Below are 19,611 nucleotides of genomic sequence, written 5' to 3' on the forward strand. Positions count from 1 at the left end.
AGAAAACTGCTGAGTCTTTTGGGTTTGAGCTAGTTGCTAAAACTCCACAGTTAGATTGAGTTTCTTAGGAGGACTTTCGCTATGAGACAGGGGTTTCAACCCCTGGCGGATTGGCGGACTAACGGGTGGGCGGCGTGAATCAGCAACGTCAAAAATTCTTCTTCTCAGTCCTCTTTCAGAGGACTTTCACTATGAGACAGGGATTTAAATCCCTGGCGGATTAGCGGACTATTGGGTGGGCGGCGTGAATCAACAACGTCAAAAATTCTTCTTCCCAGTCCTCTTTGAGAGGACTTTCGCTATGAGACAGGGATTTCAATCCCTGGCGGACTACCGGGTGGGCGGGCGGACTATCGGCTGGGCGGGCTGACAGCTTAAGTTGACACCAATGGCCGAAGAGCCCGGAACGGGCAAGATGCCCGTTCCACAAAGAATGAGTTTTCTTGTGGGGAGTAGGGGTTGGGCCGAAGAGCCCGCCCATAAAAGGGTTTATCGCCCGCTAGCTAAAGCCTCGCGCAATTTGCGGCCCCGCGATTTATCCCGAAGTTCTGGAGTCGCCATCCGCAACACAAAATCCAGCAACCAAGGCGCAATTCGGTGACACCAAACTGCTAGATGACTTTGATATCCTACCAAGATTTCCGGCGCATCTTTGTGCAATCCCGCCACCAGTGCTAGGGCAACTTTTTCGGGAGTTGTGGGCACTACCCACCGGAATTGCTCTAAGTCTCGCACCATGTCGGTATCTGTTAGGGATGGCAGCAAAGCTGTGACTCGAACATTGTACTGAGTTAACTCGCTACGCAAAGCTTGGGTGAATCCCAAAATGGCAAATTTGGTAGCAGAATAAGTCGCCATTGTGGGAGCAGCAATTTTGCCCATTAAGCTCGAAACATTGACGATTGTTCCCTCTTGTTGAGTCGCCATTCGCCGAGCTATCAAGCGGGTAATTGTGTAGGTTCCGAGCAAATTTAAGGCGATTTCTTCCTCGATTAACGGGAGTGGCGAACGCAAGAAAGATGCTTGGTGGGCGACGCCTGCACAGTTGACTAGCAGGTGAATCGGGCCGCAATCTCGCCAAGCTTGGGCGATCGCAATATTCACCGCTACTGACTGAGTTAAATCCAAAGCTAACGGCACTACTTCTGTGCCCAAAACATCGATTTCCTCTGCCAGTTCAATTAATTGCTTGCGGTTGCGCGCCACAATCAACAAGCGTTTGACTCCTTGTCTCGCTAATTCCAGGGCGATCGATCGCCCAATTCCGCGCGAAGCTCCTGTAACAAGAGCTGTTTTTCCTTGAAGTTGCATAGATTAAACCTTTTGGTAGATGCTCATCGCGGCACGGAGTTATGAGTTGTGAGTTGTGAATTATTAGTTATGAGTTGAATGTTTTGGCGGTAACAACTCATAATTCATAATTGTTGAAAAGGCTATCTTGTTCCGATAAGCCTAATTTATTCGTGGGGTTAACTCAAAACCCAAAACTGTTGAATCGCTAACGTGCGCGTGAGCTGAACTAAACTTTTGGTTTGCCAGGAATCAGTCAAATATCTGGTCATGTAACCTCATGCAAGCAGACAAATTTGAGATGGGCAAACCTAGTCGGAAATCATGGACAAGCGGGCTTTATTACCGCTTTTTCTTCTGTTCGCGGAGGCGGACTTTGCCTGTGTAGCCGCGAATTTATTCGCCAGGGATTGGTTTTCTTCAGTCCGCAGAGGCGGACTTTGCCTGTGTAGTCGCGAATTTATTCGCCGGGAATATACGCCGGGGATTGGTTATCCGCCAGGGCTTTATTACCCTCTTTTTTTAGTCCGCAGAGGCAGACGAAATCCTGTGCAGCGGCGACTTACAATCGCCGGGGATTCGTGCGAATTGGCACAGGATAATTGAGCAATGCAGATTATCAATTCCACACCTCCTAGATATGAGAATTTCCTATCTACACACACCTTAACAACTTGACAGAGAAGCGGCAACAATTTTTAATAAATCTTCCGCAACACTTCTTTACAATTTTCTCAGACGGCGGATTTCCAAGTGCCGTGAAAGCCCAAAGGTATGACACCGGGCAATTCTAGCGTGCAAACAGGTTCGCGGGAAAGTCCGTCGCTGTCAAATATCCAGACTTCGCTGCTATCAGAATTGCCGTCATAAATAACTGTTACTATCCAACCTTTCTCCGAGGAAATATCTGGAACGTAGATGGGCTCTGCGGGATAGCGATTTTCGCCACAGTCGGCAATTGTGAGATTGCGGCTTTGCGTGTCGAAACGGGCGATCGCACCGAAACGTTCCGGTACAATATCAACGTCAGGCCGATACATTGCCAGATAAATATATCGTGCGTCTTGCCCTATTTCTGAAGCAGGTATCATTGGAAATTCGCAAGGTTGATCCAGCAATTCTTCGGCTGCTGTCACTTTGCCAGTTTGAGGATTGAGATGCACCCGCCACAAAGAACCCTCCGCATCAGTGCGAGTTTCACCCGCCGCTACTTCTTTCAGCCGCTGATTAGTTTGAAAGTCAGCGAAGCGCACAAAATCTACAGCCACCGAACCATCTTCCTTGACAAAACCATTAGCGAAATGCCACTGGAACCAAGGTTCGGTTTCGCCGCGACTAACTAAAGATAGAGTTTCTGAGTCAATAACTAATATCTGGGTTCCTAACTCCGGTTTCCATTCAAAAGACTCGCTGTAACTGCTAATTCCAGCTAACACTGGTAAAACTTTTAGTCGCATCGGCGGTACAAAAAATATTAAATACTTCCCAGCTAAAACAAAATCGTGGATCATGGAAATTCCATCTAAAGCCACAGTTGCTTTTTGCAGAATTTTGCCTGTAGCATCGCTTTTATAGAGATTCAACTTTGTAGTAGCACCAATGGTAACTCCAAAGTTGTAAATATTGCCCGTCATGGGATCGCATTTGCCGTGAGCAGAATAGGGGAATTCTCCTGCTGAATTTCCTAAATTATCGATGCCAATAGTTTCTAAAGTTTGCAAATCGAGGCTGTGAGGCGGGCCGGCTTCCCACAAAGCTAAAAGTCGATCGGGCAAAGCTAAAACAGAAGTATTGGCAACATTTTTAACAGGTTTGCTCCAGCGCAGCCACACAGGCCCCGGTGCTGTCATGCCGTAATTAGGGTAGAGAAATTTATTAGCTTTTTCCTCAGCTTGATATCCCGCTGTCTTCACGTAGCGATAAACAGCAGCAGCACCGACATCGGTAAAATGTACTGCCAAAATTGCACCATCGCCGTCAAACCAGTGTCCCGCATTCATGCCGCCGCGTTCCAAACGTGCGGGCCCGTTGCGGTAGAGAGTGCCGCGCAATCCGTCGGGAATTTTACCGCTTTTAACAGATAGCTGAGTCAGCGGAAACTCCGCAGCCGGAAGGGCTAAAGCTTTTGCCCAAGATTTTTTAGCTGAAATTTTAGTGCTGGTTTTCATTTTAAACGGGCAATTTTAAACTAATTTTGCAGAAATTTTGCTATACAATTATAGCAGAAATTACCTAACAGCTATGACTCTCCGTCGCCGTGCTCTGATCAGAACTTTTGGGCTGACTGCTATTGGTACTCAGCTTTTGCCGTTAGCGAATCCCTCGAAGAGGATCGCCCAAACAAACCTATCTCCCAAAACTGCGATCGAGCCGCGCCGCCTGCAAGTCGGCGATACTGTAGCTTTAATCAATCCGGCTGCTTTCAACTACGAAAAAGAAGTGCAGCCATTTTTTAAAGTTCTGGATAACCTGGGTTTAACAGTTAAATTGGGAGAGCATTTTTATGACCGCTACGGCTATTTAGCAGGCAAGGATGCCGATCGCGCCGCCGATGTCAACGCAGCCTTTGCCGATGACTCAGTGCGAGCTATTTTTACCGGGATGGGCGGCTGGGGCTGCGGTCGGATCTTGCCACTCCTAGATTACAAAATTATCCGCAACAATCCCAAAATTATTATGGGATTCAGCGATATTACGGCGCTGTTATTGGCAATTTATGCTAAAACTAATATAGTTACTTTTCACGGCCCTTTAGGTGTGTCAACTTGGAGTCCCTTTACAGTAAATTACGTCAAAAAAGTTTTGTTTGATGGCGGCTCTATAACCATGCAAAACTCCCCAAGCGTGCAAGTTCAAACAATCGGGCGCGGCACAGCTAGGGGAAAACTAATCGGTGGCAATTTATCAGTAATCGCAGCAATGGTGGGTTCTGCATATTTACCGACATGGGAAAACAGTATTTTGTTTGTTGAGGAAGTTGGCGAAGAGGTTTATCGCATCGATCGAATGTTGACGCAGCTTAAATTAGCGGGCATTCTCGATAAAATATCAGGTTTTATTTTCGGACAGTGTACCAAGTGCGAAGCTGAAAAACCCCAAGAGTCCCTAACCTTACCTCAAGTCTTGTCCGACCACATTCGCCCTTTGAATATTCCTGCGTGGTATGGTTCTATGGTGGGACACATTCGGGAGCAGTTCACTTTGCCGATCGGCAAACAAGTCGAAATTGACGCAAATTCTGGTACAATCAGATTATTAGAATCTGCTGTCAATTAAGTCTTGAACTCTTCTGGATATTACCGAGGCAGAGCCTCTGGATCTGCGTTCCCAGGCAGAGCCGGGGAACGAGAAATAAATTTAAACACAAAATCAGAAATATCGTGAAAAAAACCCCACAATTTATTAAACTCTTAACAGTAATAATCTTAACTATAATTTGCCTGTTGCCGCTCAACGCCTGTGCAGCCGCAAGTAAAACCGCAAGTGGCGACCCAATTTATCAGCAGCGAACCGTCCACAATCCCGACGGCATTGGTAAATTTTACATGGGTCGAGAAATTGCCCAAGTCATGGGATATCAAGGCGCTAGTTGGCTGGAAAGACCGTCTCGCGGCATGGAAGAAAAATCAGCTCGATTAGTCAACAATCTCGATTTAAAACCAACGGATATTGTAGCAGACATTGGAGCCGGAACGGGATATTTTAGCTTTCGCATCGCTCCCTTAGTTCCAGAAGGAAAGGTTTTAGCAGTTGACGTGCAGCCGGAAATGATTAATTTTCTGGAATTGAATAAACAAGAACAAAATATTGCTAACGTTGAGCCAGTTTTGGGTAGTATCGACAATCCGAATTTGCCGGAAAACAGCGTAGATTTAGTTTTGATGGTCGATGCTTATCACGAATTTGCCTATCCCAGAGAAATGATGCAAGGAATTGTGAAAGCACTCAAACCGGGAGGCCGCACGGTATCGATCGAGTATCGGGGCGAAAACCCGCTGATTCCCATTAAAGGTTTGCACAAAATGACGCAGAAGCAGGTGAAAAAAGAAATGGCCGCCGTCGGTTTAGTATGGAAAGAGACAAAAGATATGTTACCCCAGCAGCATTTGATGGTGTTTGAGAAAAAATCTCAAATTTAGCAGCCAAATAGAGGGATTATATACCATTTTTACTGAGTTTTGTCAAGGTACAAAAGACGTATTTTTGAGGCGATCGGGCGATCGGTCAAAAATTCTAAGCCTTAAGTAACCCTTAAGAGAGACATTTTACTAAAAATACCATTTACAATTAAAAATTGATAACCCAGAGGCGCTTCCTTCATTTTTCAAGCGAAGAAGTGTCGCTATTAAGAAGTACCAGCGTGAACATTCCAAGTTCCATCCTCACCATGCTCGCCGGCATCGGAGTGACTCTGATCAGTCTCTGGTACGGGCAGAATCACGGTTTGATGCCGATCGCCGCCTCTGACGAAGCATCCCAGATAGACGGACTATTCAATACAATGATGACCATTTCCACTGGACTATTTATCATGGTCCAGGGAATTCTCATCTTTGCTGCAATTAAATATCGCCGCCGTCAAGGAGACAACACAGACGGGCCGCCTTGGCATGACAACTTTCCCTTAGAAATTCTTTGGACAGCCGTGCCTGCGGTGATTATTTTAGGAATCGGAGTCTACAGTTTTGAGATTTACAACTCAATGGGAGGGCTCGATCCGATGGGCAATCACGACCACGGCACGATGCAAGCGCACTCTAAAATGCGGGGAAGTGCGATCGCAGCCACACTCTCAGATACACCCCAAAACGCCCCTCAAATTCCGTCTCAAAAACTCGTTGCTTTAGGCGTAGGCGCTTCCCCCGAAAATGAAGACAAACCAGCAGACTTAGTTGTAAATGTCATGGGTTTGCAGTACGCCTGGATATTTAGCTATCCAGAAAGCGGCGTTAGTTCCGGCGAACTGCATATGCCAGCCAACCGCGACGTACAGCTAAATATCGCAGCTCAAGACGTACTGCACGCATTTTGGCTGCCAGAATTTCGCCTCAAACAAGATGCAATTCCTGGGCGGCCGAGCGAACTGAGATTTACACCAACTAAAACCGGCGAATACCGGGTTGTTTGTGCTGAATTGTGCGGCGCTTATCACGGAGCGATGAAAGCTGTAGCAGTCGTTCACACGCCAGAAGAATTCGATACTTGGCTGCAAGAACAGCAAGTTGCTAGCAGTCAAAACTTAGAGCAAGCAGTTGCAGTCAATCCAGGGGAATTGTCAGACGGTGAATTTTTGGCTCCCTACGTCAGGGAAATAAAAATTAATTCCGAAACCCTAGAACAACTTCACCCAACTCATCACTAAAAATAGTCATTAGTTCCTGGCACTGAATCTTTGATTCTGAGCTAATAACTAATGACTAATAACTAATGACTAATAACTATGACACAAGCACAGTTCCAAGAAAGTGCAAACACTGAGGCTCGCGGAACAGCGCCCGCCGATAGACATTGGCGCGACTACTTCACTTTTAATACCGACCACAAAGTCATCGGTATTCAATACCTGGTCACAACATTTATTTTCTATCTAATCGGCGGCGTGATGGCAACTTTGGTGCGAACAGAACTCGCCACCCCCGACTCCGATTTTGTCACCCCCGAACTCTACAACAGTTTATTTACTGTTCACGCGACGGTGATGATCTTCCTGTGGATCGTACCCGCCGGAGCCGGATTTGCTAACTTTTTGATCCCCTTAATGATTGGGGCCAAAGACATGGCATTTCCCCGGCTGAATGCCGTTGCCTTTTGGATGATTCCCGTAGGTGGCGTGTTGCTGTTGAGCAGTTTTTTGGTAGGAGCTCCGCAGGCTGGTTGGACATCCTATCCGCCTTTGAGCTTAGTTACTGCTCAAGCCGGAGAAGAAATTTGGATTCTCAGCGTTTTGATTCTGGGAACTTCTTCGATTTTGGGGGCGGTAAATTTTGCCATTACTATCTTTACCATGCGCGTTCCCAGCATGGGTCTCAATGATATGCCCTTGTTTTGCTGGGCGATGATTGCGACTTCAGCGCTGACTTTGATTGCTACTCCAGTCTTAGCCGCAGCTTTGATTTTGCTGTCGTTTGACTTGTTAGCAGGGACGGCATTTTTTAACCCGACAGGCAACGGCGATCCCATCGTCTACCAGCATTTATTCTGGTTTTATTCGCACCCGGCAGTTTACATTATGATTATGCCCTTTTTCGGGGTGATTTCAGAAGTTTTGCCGGTGCATTCGCGCAAGCCAATTTTTGGTTATTTGGCGATCGCATATTCGAGTCTCGCTATCAGCTTTTTAGGGTTGATCGTGTGGGCGCACCATATGTTTACCAGTGGCACTCCCGGCTGGCTGCGGATGTTTTTTATGATCACGACTATGATCATCGCCGTACCAACTGGGATTAAAATATTTAGCTGGTTGGCGACTATTTGGGGAGGCAAACTCCGGCTTGTCAGCGCGATGCTATTTGGGATGGGTTTTATCTCAACATTTGTGCTCGGCGGCATCACCGGGATCATGGTAGCTTCCGTACCTTTCGACATTCACGTTCACGACACTTATTTTGTCGTCGCTCACCTACACTACGTGCTGTTTGGCGGCTCAGTGTTTGGAATTTACGCTGCTTTTTACCACTGGTTCCCCAAAATGACGGGGCGGATGATTAATGAATTTTGGGGTAGAGTTCACTTTGTTTTAACCTATGTGGGCTTTACTGTAACTTTCCTACCAATGCACGCTTTGGGGATGCAAGGAATGCCCCGGCGGGTGGCAATGTACGACCCGAAATTTACGACAATTAATGTCATTTGTACTGTCGGTGCTTATATGCTGGCAGTGTCTACAATCCCGTTTATCATTAATGTGATTTGGAGCTGGAGGTACGGCCCGAAAGCAGGTGACAATCCTTGGCAAGCTTTGAGTTTGGAATGGATGACGACTTCGCCACCCCCGATCGAAAATTTTGAAGGAGTGCCGGTATTGGCAACTGGGCCTTACGATTACGGCATGGAAAAAATTCAGAATACAGGGGAACGTCTCAGGCTCAAGCTGAGGGAAAATGCCACCCGCAACGCCCAGAAAACAGGTATTCCTATTGCGGAAGCTCAAGCTTCAACTTTCTTTGGCGGTACTGCAACTTTGGTAGCTCCTGAATCAGAGAGAGATGTTGATTCTCCTGCTGATGAAAGTCAAGATGGCGAATAGTTATTAGTCATCAGGCATTAGTCATTGGGAATTGTTGACGGTTGGCGGTTGACTGTTAACTAATGACTGATGACTAATGCCAACTGACAACTGACAACTGACAACTGACAACTGACTTCTTCATTACCAATTTCTTATGCAAATTCCAGCGATCGATCCGACAAAAACAGCCCTAAATTACCACCACGAGGGCGAAGTAGAAGCACACGGCGTCGAGCATCCCGACCACCGAATGTTAGGTGTAATTGTCTTCCTGTGCGCTGAAGGCATGATATTTTTCGGTATGTTTGCCGCGTATTTGATTTATCGGGCGATGGCCCCCGCGTGGCCCCCTGAAGGTACGCCCGATCGCGAGTTATTGCTGCCGGGAATTAATACGGTGATTTTGATTGCTAGCAGTTTTGTGATTCACAATGCTGATACTGCAATCAAAAAGAATGATGCCACTGGAATGCGGAATTGGTTGCTCGTAACTATTGCTATGGGCGCAGTTTTCTTGGCAGGTCAGGTTTACGAATACACTCATTTAGAGTTTGGCTTGACGACGAATTTGTATGCCAGTTGCTTTTACGTTTTGACTGCTTTTCACGGCTTGCACGTTACGTTTGGAGTGCTGCTGATGGCGGGGGTAGTGTGGCGATCGCGCATGCAAGGTCACTATTCTAGCGAGCACCACTTTGGAATCGAAGCGACTGAGATTTACTGGCACTTTGTGGATGTGATTTGGATTGTTTTGTTTCTGTTACTGTATATTTTGTGATCCCAGAGGCTTTTGGGCCTCTGCCACAAGAGATTTGTATGACCCCCAAGTGGGGGTTTTTTTATTGTTTGGAAAGTGCGATCGACTTTCATATCAAGTCCGGTCGAGCGACCGCGATTTTCGTAGGGGAGGGTTCGCCAACAATACCTGCCAATAATTGACAATCTCAAAAACCCGCCCCGACCGGGATATTATGGTTAATCGATCGCACATGATATCATTCACCTCCTCAAAGCCGATCGCGCTAAACTAAAAGTAGCAATTCTCCTATCCAGCAGCATTGAGAAAATTATGCAGTGCGAATTGTGCGATCGACAAATGGAAGCATTAACCGCCCATCACCTCATCCCCAAACAAAACACCAAGCGGAAAAACGAAGATCCAAGCCCGACAATCGACATTTGCTCAGCCTGTCACCGCCAGATTCACTCTCTATTTGACAACAAACACCTCGCCCAAGAACTCAATACCCTGGAAAAGCTCAAAAATGACCCTGAACTCCAGAAATTTGTCTCTTGGATTAAGAAACAAAAAACCGACAAACGCATTCAAGTACGCGGCAAAAAAGCTCGATCGTAGGGAGCGAGCTCAGATATATAGTCCTGGACGCAGTTACTGTCTGAAACCCGATTTATTCATAAATTTTTCGTTCCCCAACCCAAAATTTTACATAGAAACCCGGTTTGTTTGCGTAAATCCTAGTATCGTGATTTACTTATTCGTAACAAGCTGCCAACTATTATCATGAACCTCACCTCCCTCGAACTCGCAAAAGACCGAGCGCGCATCTACAAAAACTACCTCCAAATGGAAATAGATGCCAAAGCTAACATAAACAAACTAGCTTTTTTAGACCGGGGCATTGAAAAATCTCCTTACCAACAACACATTAAAAACTATCCCGATTATCTCAAACAGAAACCCGACGCCTTAAAAGTAATTAGCTCTCTTCCCGGCCCCAATAATCCCCTCAAACTTACCCCATTTCCCAGCCTGGGAGAACTACCTCAAATTAACTCTCAAGCTTTAAGTTTCCTCCACGCAGACATCAAAGAAGCCTGCGTTTGCATTGGTACTTTTGTAGACGGCAAAATTCAGGCGCAGTGGCTGGGAAAAAACGCACTTACCAATGCTGAGCAGTGGAGTGCCACTAAAATTATCGCACTCCTTAATATCGTCAGTCAAATAAATAGTAAATATCCCGCCTGCGACATTGACAACTGCGTTGTTAGAGATGGCAACGGGCTAAGACACGATTTTTACTTTTACGATGTAGCAAAAGACATGATTAGCTATGCCTCACATATAGGAAGTTCAAACTCCTTAGCCGCGATGTTCAAACGCTTCGATACTCGCATAGGACTAGAGCAATGGCTGAAGAGCGCTACTGGCAATAATGACCTAATTTTTCGCGGCGATTACGGCGAAAATCCTTATCACAACAACCCAAGAATATTTGATCTCAGCCAAAAACAAGTGCTGCTAAGTGCCGCATTAAACAGCACCAAACAAAAAAATTCAGTATCTGCTTATGACTTGACCAGGCTAATTTCCATGTTAGGATGGCACTTCCACATCGAACAGCGATCGCGCATGAAAGCATCTCAGTGGAACAGCTTAGAAAGCATTGTCAGAGCAATGGGACATGACAGCGCTCGCTATGTGGACGTAGCAATTAAAACTTTGGGGATGGATACCCTGATCACTTCTCCAGTAATTATCTCAAAATTGGGTTACGGACTGAGCTCGATCAGGGGAACCCTAGAAACAGTTTATGTGGCTTTAGTGCGGTTTGTTGACGAACGGCCGAAGGCGGCGGGAAAGCCGGCAAAACTCAGAACTTTAGCCATGACTTTGCGGGCTGAAAAACCTGTAGGCGGTTCCAGTATCGATCGCCTAGCGATCGAACTCGACGCCAGATTTTGCGCCGAAGTCACGGAAATTCTCCGCCGATTGTTTGCGGAAGAATTTTAAAGGCGGGCGATCGACTAATGTGAAAGTCGGTGAAACTTGCGATAAAGCATCCTCTCTACCGGCTTTCCTCCCCGCAAATGTTGCTCAGTTATTGCCGCAACTTCTTCAGGGCAAACCCCATTGTACCAAACCTCTTCTGGTAGTACCAACACCATCGGCCCGTTGCCACACTGTCCCAAACAACCGCTAGCAACAACTTCAACTTCTGAGGGCGACAATTTCTGAAAAGCTGCCAGTACCTTTGCTGAATTTTGCTTGCGACAAGTGCGGTTTTGGCAAACGAGAACTTGCCTAGAAGATTGGATAATTTTCATGTTTTTTCACTTGACAATCTGCTCAATATATGCTATTTTTTTATCATGGGAATATGTGTGGCCATATATGCCCAAATTGTAGGAAAGTCGTTAAAAACTTTGGACGGGCTAGAAGCCCATCCCACAACTCATTAAACTTGAATTGCATTCAATCGCTTTGAATTCCTCAAATTATCGTGGGGAGTAGGGGCCCTAGCGTCCCGCCCGCCCGAAAAATACAATTTAGATGCGGGACAGCTTAAGACTTCAACGCACCCTATAATTAATCTGGTGACAAACCTTTGGAAGCCAACCATTGTCGATCGAACAAACGCGACTGATACCGAGCCCCGCCATCACAGAGTACCGTCACAATCGTATGTCCAGGCCCCATTTGCTTCGCCAAAGCCACCGCCGCCCCCACATTAATCCCCACAGAACCGCCCATAAACAGCCCTTCTTTCCTCAGCAGTTGGTAAATCACCCGGACAGCTTCAGTATCGTGAATTTGGATGGCGTCGTCTACCGGGGCATTCTCCATATTTCCAGTGACGCGACTGGTGCCAATTCCCTCAGTAATCGAACTACCTTCAGTCTTAATTTCCCCAGTTTTGAAATAACTGTAAAGCCCGCTGCCCATCGGGTCTGCCAAGACAATTCTCACAGCAGGATTTTTTTCTTTCAAAAACATTCCTACCCCAGCAAAAGTGCCGCCTGTACCCGTTGCGGCTACCCAAGCATCAATTTTCCCATCAGTTTGTTCCCAAATTTCCGGGCCAGTTGTCTCGTAATGAGCTCGGCGGTTGGCTAAATTGTCAAACTGATTTGCCCAGACTGCATTCTCCATTTCTGCCGCCAATCTTCCCGACAATTTGACATAATTATTCGGGTCTTTGTAAGGAACAGCGGGAACAGTCCGAACTTCAGCGCCCAAGGTTTTCAAAGCATCGATTTTTTCTTGAGATTGGTTATCGGGAATCACAATCATACATTTGTAACCTTTAGCGTTGCAAATGTGGGCCAAACCGATGCCAGTATTGCCCGCAGTGCCTTCAACAACGGTGCCGCCCGGTTTCAGCAAGCCTTTTTCTTCTGCATCTTTGATGATGTATAAAGCAGCCCTATCTTTAACGGAACCGCCGGGATTGAGAAACTCTGCTTTGCCGAGAATTTCGCAGCCAGTTTCATCGCTGAAGCTGTTTAAGCGAATTAGTGGTGTGTTGCCTATTGTGCCTACAAAGCCGTTTTTAATATCCATATTTTTTTGATTTTTGCCTGCTATATTTATAGACTATCGCGAACAGACAAACATTATACGTCTAATTAGGCAAGAAAGAAGGTAGAATCTCAAGATATCTCAGAGGCAGCTAGCTCAACTCAAAGTTGAGATGCTATACAAATTAGTAAGGTGTCATGGAAACTGTCATTTTAGTTAACGGTGTTGGACTTCGCGGTGCAGAAATGTTATTGTTGCGCTGGCGCTTGCAAAAATACGGCTATCGAATTAAACAATTTTCCTATGCTGCTTGGGGAAATTCATTAAAGCAAAATGTTACGTCTCTCCAAAAAATATTAACATCAGAAAAAGCTGATACTATCCACTTTGTCGGTCATAGTTTAGGTGGGCTATTAATTTACCTATTGTTTGACAACTTTCCGCAGCAACGTCCGGGAAGAATTGTTACATTAGGTACTCCCCATCAGGGTAGTAGCTTTGCTTGCAGATTGAGTCGCAAATCTTGGGGAAGATTTATCTTAGGACGCAGCCTCATGACAGGATTGTTCGATAGAATATTACCGCCACCCAATAGAGATGTGGGAATCGTTGCTGGTAACTTGGATATCGGTACTGGTTGGTTGTTGCGCTTGCCTCGTCCTAACGATAGTCTAATTGCAGTCGAAGAAACTCGCTGTACGGGTGTTGCCAAACATATTATTTTGCCTGTTTCCCATACCGGACTCTTGGTAGCACCCATCGTTGCGAAACAATGCTCCAGCTTCTTAAAAACTGGTCATTTTCTGTGATTTTATACCTGCGATTTCGCCTTACCAAATTTTACTCATATTGAGTACAAATCCCGGCAAAACCGGGTCGCCGCTAACTGTAGCCGGATTCTCCAAACATTCTTCGGGCAAACCGGGATGGTAAATATAAACTCTGCGATTTTTGCGGTCAATTAACCAGCCTAACTGCACTCCTGGTTCTCTCATATATTCTTGCATTTTTTCTTGCAATGGCTTGAGATTGTCAGAAGCCGACCTGAGTTCTACTACAAAATTCGGGCAAATCGGGGCAAACTTTTGCTTTTGTTCTAGTGACAAAGCATTCCATCTCTCCAATTTTATCCAAGCAGCATCCGGCGACTTTTGTGCACCTGTTGACAGAGTAAATCCTGTACTCGAAGTAAACGCTAAACCAGTACCATTTTGTTCTGCCCAAACCCACAGCGGCCCAAATATATTACCTTCTCGGTTTCCCGTCTCCGAACCAGTAGGGGGCATAATTAGCAATTCTCCCGATTTGTTGCGTTCAATTCGTAACTCACTATTGATTTGACAGAACTCGAAAAACTCGTCGTCTGTCATTTGCAATTTGGGCGGTATTCGCAACACAATTGTTGATGACAGCATTTTGCCTTTCCTCCACTTTAAATTGTTCAGACAAGATTGCACAAGTTCTTTGTTTGTAGTTAGGACTTGAGTCCTCAAAAATCCGGTTAAGGACTCAAGTCCTAAATGTAAGCTGTTGTGGACTCAATTCCGGTTGTATCGGAATGATTAAACCGCAGAGGGCACAGAGGACACAGAGAAAGAGAAGAGAGAGATAATAATTCCGATGTCAACGGATTTGATATGACGCGGGAATTATTATAGAGGTAAGGTGCTCCGTGGGCACCCTACATAATTAGGTTCTGCTTTCAGGAATGTTAAACCTATTTATTCGGCTGAGGAGTCATCCGCAAATAAGGCTTAATCGGCGTATAACCTTTGGGAAATTTCTCTTCCAACTCTTTCGGGTCGGTAATCGAAGGTACGATGACGCAATCGTCGCCGTCTTTCCAATCAACCGGAGTCGCGACGCTGTATTTGTCGGTAAGTTGCAAGGAATCAATTACTCGCAAAATTTCATTAAAATTCCGACCAGTGCTCGCGGGATAAGTAATGCTCAAACGCAATTTCTTTTCCGGGTCAATAACAAAAACTGTGCGGATTGTTAAGTTGTTTAGCGAGTTGGGATGGATCATGTCGTAAATGTCGGAAACTTTACGATCGCCATCTGCTAAAATCGGATAATTGAGGGTGACGTTTTGAGTTTCCTCAATATCTTTAATCCAGCCCATGTGAGAATCCACATCATCGACGCTGAGGGCAATGGTTTTGACTCCCCGCTTTTCAAATTCCGACTTGAGACGGGCCACTGCACCGAGTTCTGTGGTGCACACTGGAGTATAGTCTTTCGGGTGGGAAAACAACACGACCCAGCTATCCCCAGCCCAGTCGTAGAAATTGATTTCGCCTTCAGACGAAGCTTGGGTAAAGTTGGGAACTGTATCGCCTAATCGCAGAGTCATAACTGATTTCCTCTAATTTTATTTAAGGACTGTTCCTTATCATGCCATAATTCCCCGGTTTCTCGATCGAGCTGTAAAGGATTCTAAACTTTTTGGTCGATCGATCGGCAATTCCACTACTGTAATGTATGTGTGGCTTATACCGCTAAATTTGATTGCTATGCTTTACTTTTTGCTCAAGGCAATACAGCCTGTTTTAGTCCCGCTGTGTTTTGTCTCCGCCTGGGGTTTAGTTTTTTTGATATTTTCGAGTATCGGGCGTACTGTCGCCGACTCCCTGCGCCGAGCTCAGCGGATGCACCAAGTCCCTTGTGCTAACTGCGTATTTTTCACCGGCGATTACCACCTCAAGTGTCCCGTTCAGCCTACCATAGCTTTATCTGAAGATGCGATCGACTGTCCTGATTATCGAGGGCATTCGGGAATTTACGGTTGAAAAATCCGGCCGCCACTTTACATATTTCTTAACATCTCTGGCTCTTTCAATTAAACTTAAGTTGTGGTAAAGAGATTTTTAGGAGTGTGGAAATAATGCTAATTCAAAAGCTAAATGCCTGCGACGAGTTTATTGCTGGCGACGGTACTCAACTGCGAGAATTGCTGCATCCAGACAAACAAGCTGTGGATTTGCGTTACAGTTTAGCCCACGCCACTTTGCCACCGGGACAAACTTCTGCGCTGCACTCCCTGACAACTTCTGAAGTTTACTACATCCTCAGTGGCGTTGGAGAAATGCACATCGACGAGGAAAATCAATTCGTGGAAGCCGGAGATGCAGTTTACATTCCGCCAAACGCCAAGCAGTTTATTTACAACTGTGGCACAAAGCCGCTAATATTTATTTGTATCGTCGATCCCGCGTGGCGAAAGGAAGACGAGACAATTTTCGAGTAATATCATGTCCTATCGAGCGATTAAAAGGGCGGGTTTTTGAGATTGTCAATTATTGACAGATATTTTTCGTGAGGGGAGCCCCTACCGTATTAGGGGTCATCGACCGAAGATAATACAGCATATTCGGTGGTTCATGAAGTACAGTATCCGCCTTAATTGTTGGTACATTGTTATGTAGGGTGCGTCGCTGCTCATGTTTAATGAAACTTGCAGATTGACTGGTGGCGACGCACCGATGCTTACGACAAGATTGTGTGTACCGCATATACATGGAATATGCTGTATAATTATGCTCGTTACCAGGCTCTGCCCGGTAACACATATCTAGAGGCTCTGCCTCTACTGAAAAAAACATCACAAATCGAAAATCTCTTTTAACAACAACAGCACCCAGCCATATGTACCGAGTGATTTCCTCTTTTTTCAACTTCGATGTGGAGTTGCAATAATCCTCGGATTCAGTTGCATTGCTCCCCTCTCATTAGTTGAGGAAGTATCAGCTTTGTTGGTGGGTGCTGCTATTGGTTTTTAATGAGACAGATGTGAGATTAAACAGCGTTTTTACTCCTTAGATTCTATTGTGAACTTCGCTGTGCTATCTAGATGTTGTATCTGTCAGAGAAGCTTTTTGTTCGCTTCATATTATTAATTTAGCACCTTATTCTAGAAGCGCAAGTACCTGCAACTAAACTTTACATTTTTAGAAGTAACGGGGGAAAATGATGAAGTTAAATTAAGCATTGAGCTTTCTAGCTGCTCAGCTAAAATAGTAGAGTTCGGCTGTGCTTGCGGCTGCAAGAAACGGCATAATATTTGTATGAAAACAACCAAACTCATCAAACTGTGCGCCTTGTCGCTGAGTATCTTTCTGCTGTGCAGCAGTGCAGTGACAGCCCAAACGACGGCAAACCCTCAACCTGGGCAGACTTACACTAACCAAGAGATTCTGCAACAGTTGGTGAAGGCAAAAGTCGTGTATCTGGGAGAAACCCACGATAGTGCGGAAGACCACCAAGCTCAACTGAAGATTATCCGAGAAATGCAGCGGCAAAATCGGAAAATTGCGATCGCGATGGAAATGTTTCAGCGTCCCTTTCAAAGCGCGATCGACAACTACTTAGCAGGTAAACTGACTGAACAGCAATTAGTCGAGCAAACAGAGTACGATCGCAGATGGCGCTTTCCCTGGGAATCTTACGCCCCCATTTTGCGGTTTGCCAAAGAAAATCAACTACCTGTCCTCGCCTTAAATACACCAACCGAAGTAACCAGAAAAGTTGCCACTCAAGGTTTAGAAAGCCTCACAGCAGAGGAAAAAAAGCACATTCCGCCAATATCCGAAATTCGCACCGACAACGCCGAATATCGGCAACTGCTGCTAGAAGTTTTCCAGCAACACCAAAAGGCAGGACAGGGAAATAGTACGGCTTTTGAAAGATTCTTGCAAGCTCAAGTTTTGTGGGACGAAACTATGGCGGAAAAAATAGCTGAATTTGTCAAAGCAAACCCCGACTATCAAGTTGTGGTGTTGGCGGGGAAAGGACACATGATTTACGGTTACGGCATTCCCAGTCGCGTCGAGAGGCGTTTGGGTGTCGGGAAGGTAAAAATGCGATCGGTTTTACTAAATTCCAGTGACAATCCTGTTTTGGCGGCAGATAGACCCATTGCTGACTTTGTTTGGAATCACTCGGAATAGTACAATTTTACTCGGAAGCAATAATCAGGAAAAAATCAATGACAAACAGACCAAAAATACTTGCATTTGCCGGAAGTACCCGCGAAGGATCATATAACAAACTGCTGGTAAAAGTTGCGGCGGCTGGGGCTACGGCGGCGGGTGCAGAAGTTACTTATGTAGATTTGCGCGATTTGCCGATGCCGCTATTTGACGAAGATTTGGAAGCAAAAGAGGGAATGCCAGAAAATGCCCGCAAATTGAAGGAATTGATGGTAGGGCATGACGGGTTTTTGATAGCTTCCCCTGAGTATAACAGTTCAGTTACGCCGGTGTTGAAAAATGCGATCGATTGGGTATCGCGCCCAGCACCTGGTGAACCGGGATTGGTGGCATTTACGGGCAAAGTAGCGGTAATTATGAGTGCTTCCCCAGGCGGAATGGGCGGTTTGCGGGGATTGGTTCATTTGCGATCGATCCTGGGGAATATTAACGTATTGGTGCTCCCGGATCAGAAAGCAATTCCCCAAGCTTTTGAAGCATTTAATGCTGACGGTACGATGAAAGATCCCAAACAGCAGGACTCTGTTGAGAATCTCGGTGCTAAGTTGTCTAATGTGCTGTCGAAATTAATCGCATGAGGCAATAAATTCATTTTGCAGTAGGGATACAGCAATGTTGTGTCCCTATCCCAACATCTGTTATTTTGCTGGCTGCATCAAGTGCGATTCATAGCATAAAAGCCTTGAAATGGCATTGTTAAAATGCCCAATATCCGACTAATTTCATTAACAAAAAAGTCTCGCTTGTCAATGAAAATTGTGCTGTTACTCAATTTAAGAAACTTCCAATCAGTACCCGTAGTAACAGCCCCATAAATGCTTTCAATTTGCTCTCCGCTGCGCTGATTAAATAATTGGGCGGCTACCATTTCTGCAATACACTGGCCTAAACCGGATTTAATACTTTCATTTTTAGCCTCGGTGAGAGTAATTACGGGGGCGCGAATTTCATAGGAATCCTTCGATGCAGTGAGAATATAATCGCAATACCCGTTTAAGCCCGCTTCTACATCTACATTGAATTCTGAACCAGAGAAAAAACCAACTTGAAAATTAAATTGCCGCCTGACTTCCAATAATATTGGAGCAATAATTAATTCAGCGCGAGCCTTTTCTGTATTAATTGCAGTAGCTAAAGACAGGTTTTCAGTTAAAGTAGTTTGCAAATAGGAACTTGGCTGTACCTCTGGGATATCACTAAACAAATCTAAAGGTTCTTCTACGGTTAAATTAAAAGATTCTCTAACTTTCGCTAAAGTTGTAAAGTCGCTGTATGCCACAGGTTAACCTCCTTGCTCGATTTTGGCGATCGCATTCTCAAATTGCTACAATTATAATTGATTGCCTGTTATTCTCACCCCCAAATTAACATGACATTCACCGGAGATCCCGACTCAGCACCTGTTTTACCGACAGCCGAAGAAGCAGCGGTTGCCAAAACCAGTAGCCGCGCTTTAGAATCGCACTTGCAAAATCATCCATCTGGCGAATCCCTCAAATTGATATTAAACGAAAAAGAGGGAAAGACAATTGACATACCTGCCGCAGCATTGCCACTGCTGTTAGCGATTTTGCAACAGACAAGCAGCGGCAATACTGTCAGGCTGATTCCAATTACTAAAGAACTTCATATTTATCAAGCAGCAGACATTCTGGGAGTTTCCGATAAATATATGCGGGAGTTGCTGGATGCGGGCCAAATCCCTTACAAGACAGTCAGGAACAGTCGCCGGATACGTTACGAAGATTTAATGGACTATAAGAAACAAACTTACGAAGAAAGCAGTAAAATTATGGATATGCTTGTATCTGAATCAGAAGCACTCGGTTTGTACCATTAAA

Annotated in this window: 21 protein-coding genes; 13 read left to right on the top strand and 8 right to left on the bottom strand. The window is 45.4% G+C overall.

The genetic code is table 11. The features are described from left to right. Positions 1–220 precede the first annotated feature (220 nt). The 3 genes from QUB20_RS20490 to QUB20_RS20500 form a co-directional block, all read right to left on the bottom strand. Positions 221–481 (bottom strand): hypothetical protein, encoded by a 261-nt coding sequence (locus QUB20_RS20490; protein ID WP_333248925.1) that lies wholly within the window; start codon positions 479–481, stop codon positions 221–223. Positions 482–489: 8 nt separating this feature from the next. Then, on the bottom strand, positions 490–1,311 hold the full coding sequence (locus tag QUB20_RS20495; protein WP_333248932.1) for an SDR family NAD(P)-dependent oxidoreductase: 822 nt from the start codon (positions 1,309–1,311) through the stop codon (positions 490–492). A gap of 713 nt (positions 1,312–2,024) precedes the next feature. Next, the gene (locus QUB20_RS20500) at positions 2,025–3,458 is read right to left on the bottom strand and encodes a carotenoid oxygenase family protein (protein WP_333248939.1); all 1,434 of its coding nucleotides are present in this window, start codon (positions 3,456–3,458) and stop codon (positions 2,025–2,027) included. Between the two features lie 73 nt (positions 3,459–3,531). Here QUB20_RS20500 and QUB20_RS20505 point away from each other — a divergent pair, with 73 nt between their 5' ends. From QUB20_RS20505 to QUB20_RS20535, 7 genes are all read left to right on the top strand, one after another. Continuing rightward, positions 3,532–4,566, top strand: a complete 1,035-nt coding sequence (locus tag QUB20_RS20505) for an LD-carboxypeptidase (protein WP_333248941.1) — start codon at positions 3,532–3,534, stop codon at positions 4,564–4,566. 104 nt (positions 4,567–4,670) lie between these two features. Continuing rightward, complete coding sequence (locus tag QUB20_RS20510) at positions 4,671–5,429, top strand: class I SAM-dependent methyltransferase (protein WP_333248944.1); 759 nt, start codon at positions 4,671–4,673, stop codon at positions 5,427–5,429. Positions 5,430–5,650: 221 nt separating this feature from the next. Next, positions 5,651–6,652 carry a cytochrome c oxidase subunit II gene (locus QUB20_RS20515; RefSeq protein ID WP_333248946.1) on the top strand — a complete coding sequence of 334 codons (1,002 nt, stop codon included), beginning with the start codon at positions 5,651–5,653 and terminating at the stop codon, positions 6,650–6,652. A 78-nt stretch (positions 6,653–6,730) separates the two neighbouring features. After that, positions 6,731–8,536, top strand: coding sequence for a cytochrome c oxidase subunit I (gene ctaD / locus QUB20_RS20520; RefSeq protein WP_333085784.1), 1,806 nt, complete (start codon positions 6,731–6,733; stop codon positions 8,534–8,536). Positions 8,537–8,672: 136 nt separating this feature from the next. Continuing rightward, positions 8,673–9,296 (top strand): heme-copper oxidase subunit III, encoded by a 624-nt coding sequence (locus QUB20_RS20525; protein WP_333248949.1) that lies wholly within the window; start codon positions 8,673–8,675, stop codon positions 9,294–9,296. Positions 9,297–9,587: 291 nt separating this feature from the next. Beyond that, positions 9,588–9,875, top strand: coding sequence for an HNH endonuclease (locus tag QUB20_RS20530; RefSeq protein WP_190661290.1), 288 nt, complete (start codon positions 9,588–9,590; stop codon positions 9,873–9,875). A gap of 165 nt (positions 9,876–10,040) precedes the next feature. After that, entirely contained in the window at positions 10,041–11,270 is a 1,230-nt protein-coding gene (locus QUB20_RS20535) for a hypothetical protein (RefSeq protein ID WP_333248953.1), read from the top strand. Positions 11,271–11,284: 14 nt separating this feature from the next. Here the strand turns inward: QUB20_RS20535 and QUB20_RS20540 are convergent, their stop codons facing one another. After that, the gene (locus QUB20_RS20540; protein ID WP_333208076.1) at positions 11,285–11,584 is read right to left on the bottom strand and encodes a (2Fe-2S) ferredoxin domain-containing protein; all 300 of its coding nucleotides are present in this window, start codon (positions 11,582–11,584) and stop codon (positions 11,285–11,287) included. A gap of 262 nt (positions 11,585–11,846) precedes the next feature. After that, the gene (locus QUB20_RS20545; protein ID WP_333248956.1) at positions 11,847–12,821 is read right to left on the bottom strand and encodes a cysteine synthase A; all 975 of its coding nucleotides are present in this window, start codon (positions 12,819–12,821) and stop codon (positions 11,847–11,849) included. A 155-nt stretch (positions 12,822–12,976) separates the two neighbouring features. Between QUB20_RS20545 and QUB20_RS20550 the strand changes: the two genes are divergently transcribed. Continuing rightward, entirely contained in the window at positions 12,977–13,588 is a 612-nt protein-coding gene (locus tag QUB20_RS20550; RefSeq protein ID WP_333248958.1) for a lipase family protein, read from the top strand. Between the two features lie 21 nt (positions 13,589–13,609). Here QUB20_RS20550 and QUB20_RS20555 read toward each other — a convergent pair whose 3' ends face one another. Both QUB20_RS20555 and QUB20_RS20560 read right to left on the bottom strand, forming a co-directional pair. Continuing rightward, positions 13,610–14,194: a Uma2 family endonuclease gene (locus tag QUB20_RS20555; RefSeq protein ID WP_333248961.1), complete on the bottom strand. Its 585-nt coding sequence runs from the start codon at positions 14,192–14,194 to the stop codon at positions 13,610–13,612. Positions 14,195–14,496: 302 nt separating this feature from the next. After that, positions 14,497–15,135, bottom strand: a complete 639-nt coding sequence (locus QUB20_RS20560; RefSeq protein WP_006632618.1) for a peroxiredoxin — start codon at positions 15,133–15,135, stop codon at positions 14,497–14,499. Between the two features lie 160 nt (positions 15,136–15,295). Between QUB20_RS20560 and QUB20_RS20565 the strand changes: the two genes are divergently transcribed. The 4 genes from QUB20_RS20565 to QUB20_RS20580 all read left to right on the top strand — a co-directional run bounded on the left by QUB20_RS20565 (position 15,296) and on the right by QUB20_RS20580 (position 18,348). Beyond that, a complete protein-coding gene (locus QUB20_RS20565; RefSeq protein WP_333248997.1) occupies positions 15,296–15,571 on the top strand; it encodes a hypothetical protein in 276 nt (91 codons plus the stop codon). 95 nt (positions 15,572–15,666) lie between these two features. Then, entirely contained in the window at positions 15,667–16,029 is a 363-nt protein-coding gene (locus tag QUB20_RS20570) for a cupin domain-containing protein (protein WP_333055521.1), read from the top strand. A gap of 817 nt (positions 16,030–16,846) precedes the next feature. Continuing rightward, positions 16,847–17,728: a ChaN family lipoprotein gene (locus tag QUB20_RS20575; RefSeq protein WP_333248965.1), complete on the top strand. Its 882-nt coding sequence runs from the start codon at positions 16,847–16,849 to the stop codon at positions 17,726–17,728. Between the two features lie 38 nt (positions 17,729–17,766). Continuing rightward, positions 17,767–18,348, top strand: a complete 582-nt coding sequence (locus tag QUB20_RS20580) for an NAD(P)H-dependent oxidoreductase (RefSeq protein WP_333237797.1) — start codon at positions 17,767–17,769, stop codon at positions 18,346–18,348. Between the two features lie 77 nt (positions 18,349–18,425). Here the strand turns inward: QUB20_RS20580 and QUB20_RS20585 are convergent, their stop codons facing one another. Then, positions 18,426–19,049 carry a hypothetical protein gene (locus tag QUB20_RS20585; RefSeq protein WP_333248968.1) on the bottom strand — a complete coding sequence of 208 codons (624 nt, stop codon included), beginning with the start codon at positions 19,047–19,049 and terminating at the stop codon, positions 18,426–18,428. Positions 19,050–19,139: 90 nt separating this feature from the next. On the opposite strand from QUB20_RS20585, the gene QUB20_RS20590 reads away from it, so the two are divergent. Beyond that, entirely contained in the window at positions 19,140–19,610 is a 471-nt protein-coding gene (locus tag QUB20_RS20590) for a helix-turn-helix domain-containing protein (RefSeq protein WP_333248972.1), read from the top strand. Position 19,611: the final 1 nt, after the last annotated feature.

The sequence above is a fragment of the Microcoleus sp. B4-C2 genome (genome assembly GCF_036705265.1).
Lineage (GTDB): Bacteria > Cyanobacteriota > Cyanobacteriia > Cyanobacteriales > Microcoleaceae > Microcoleus.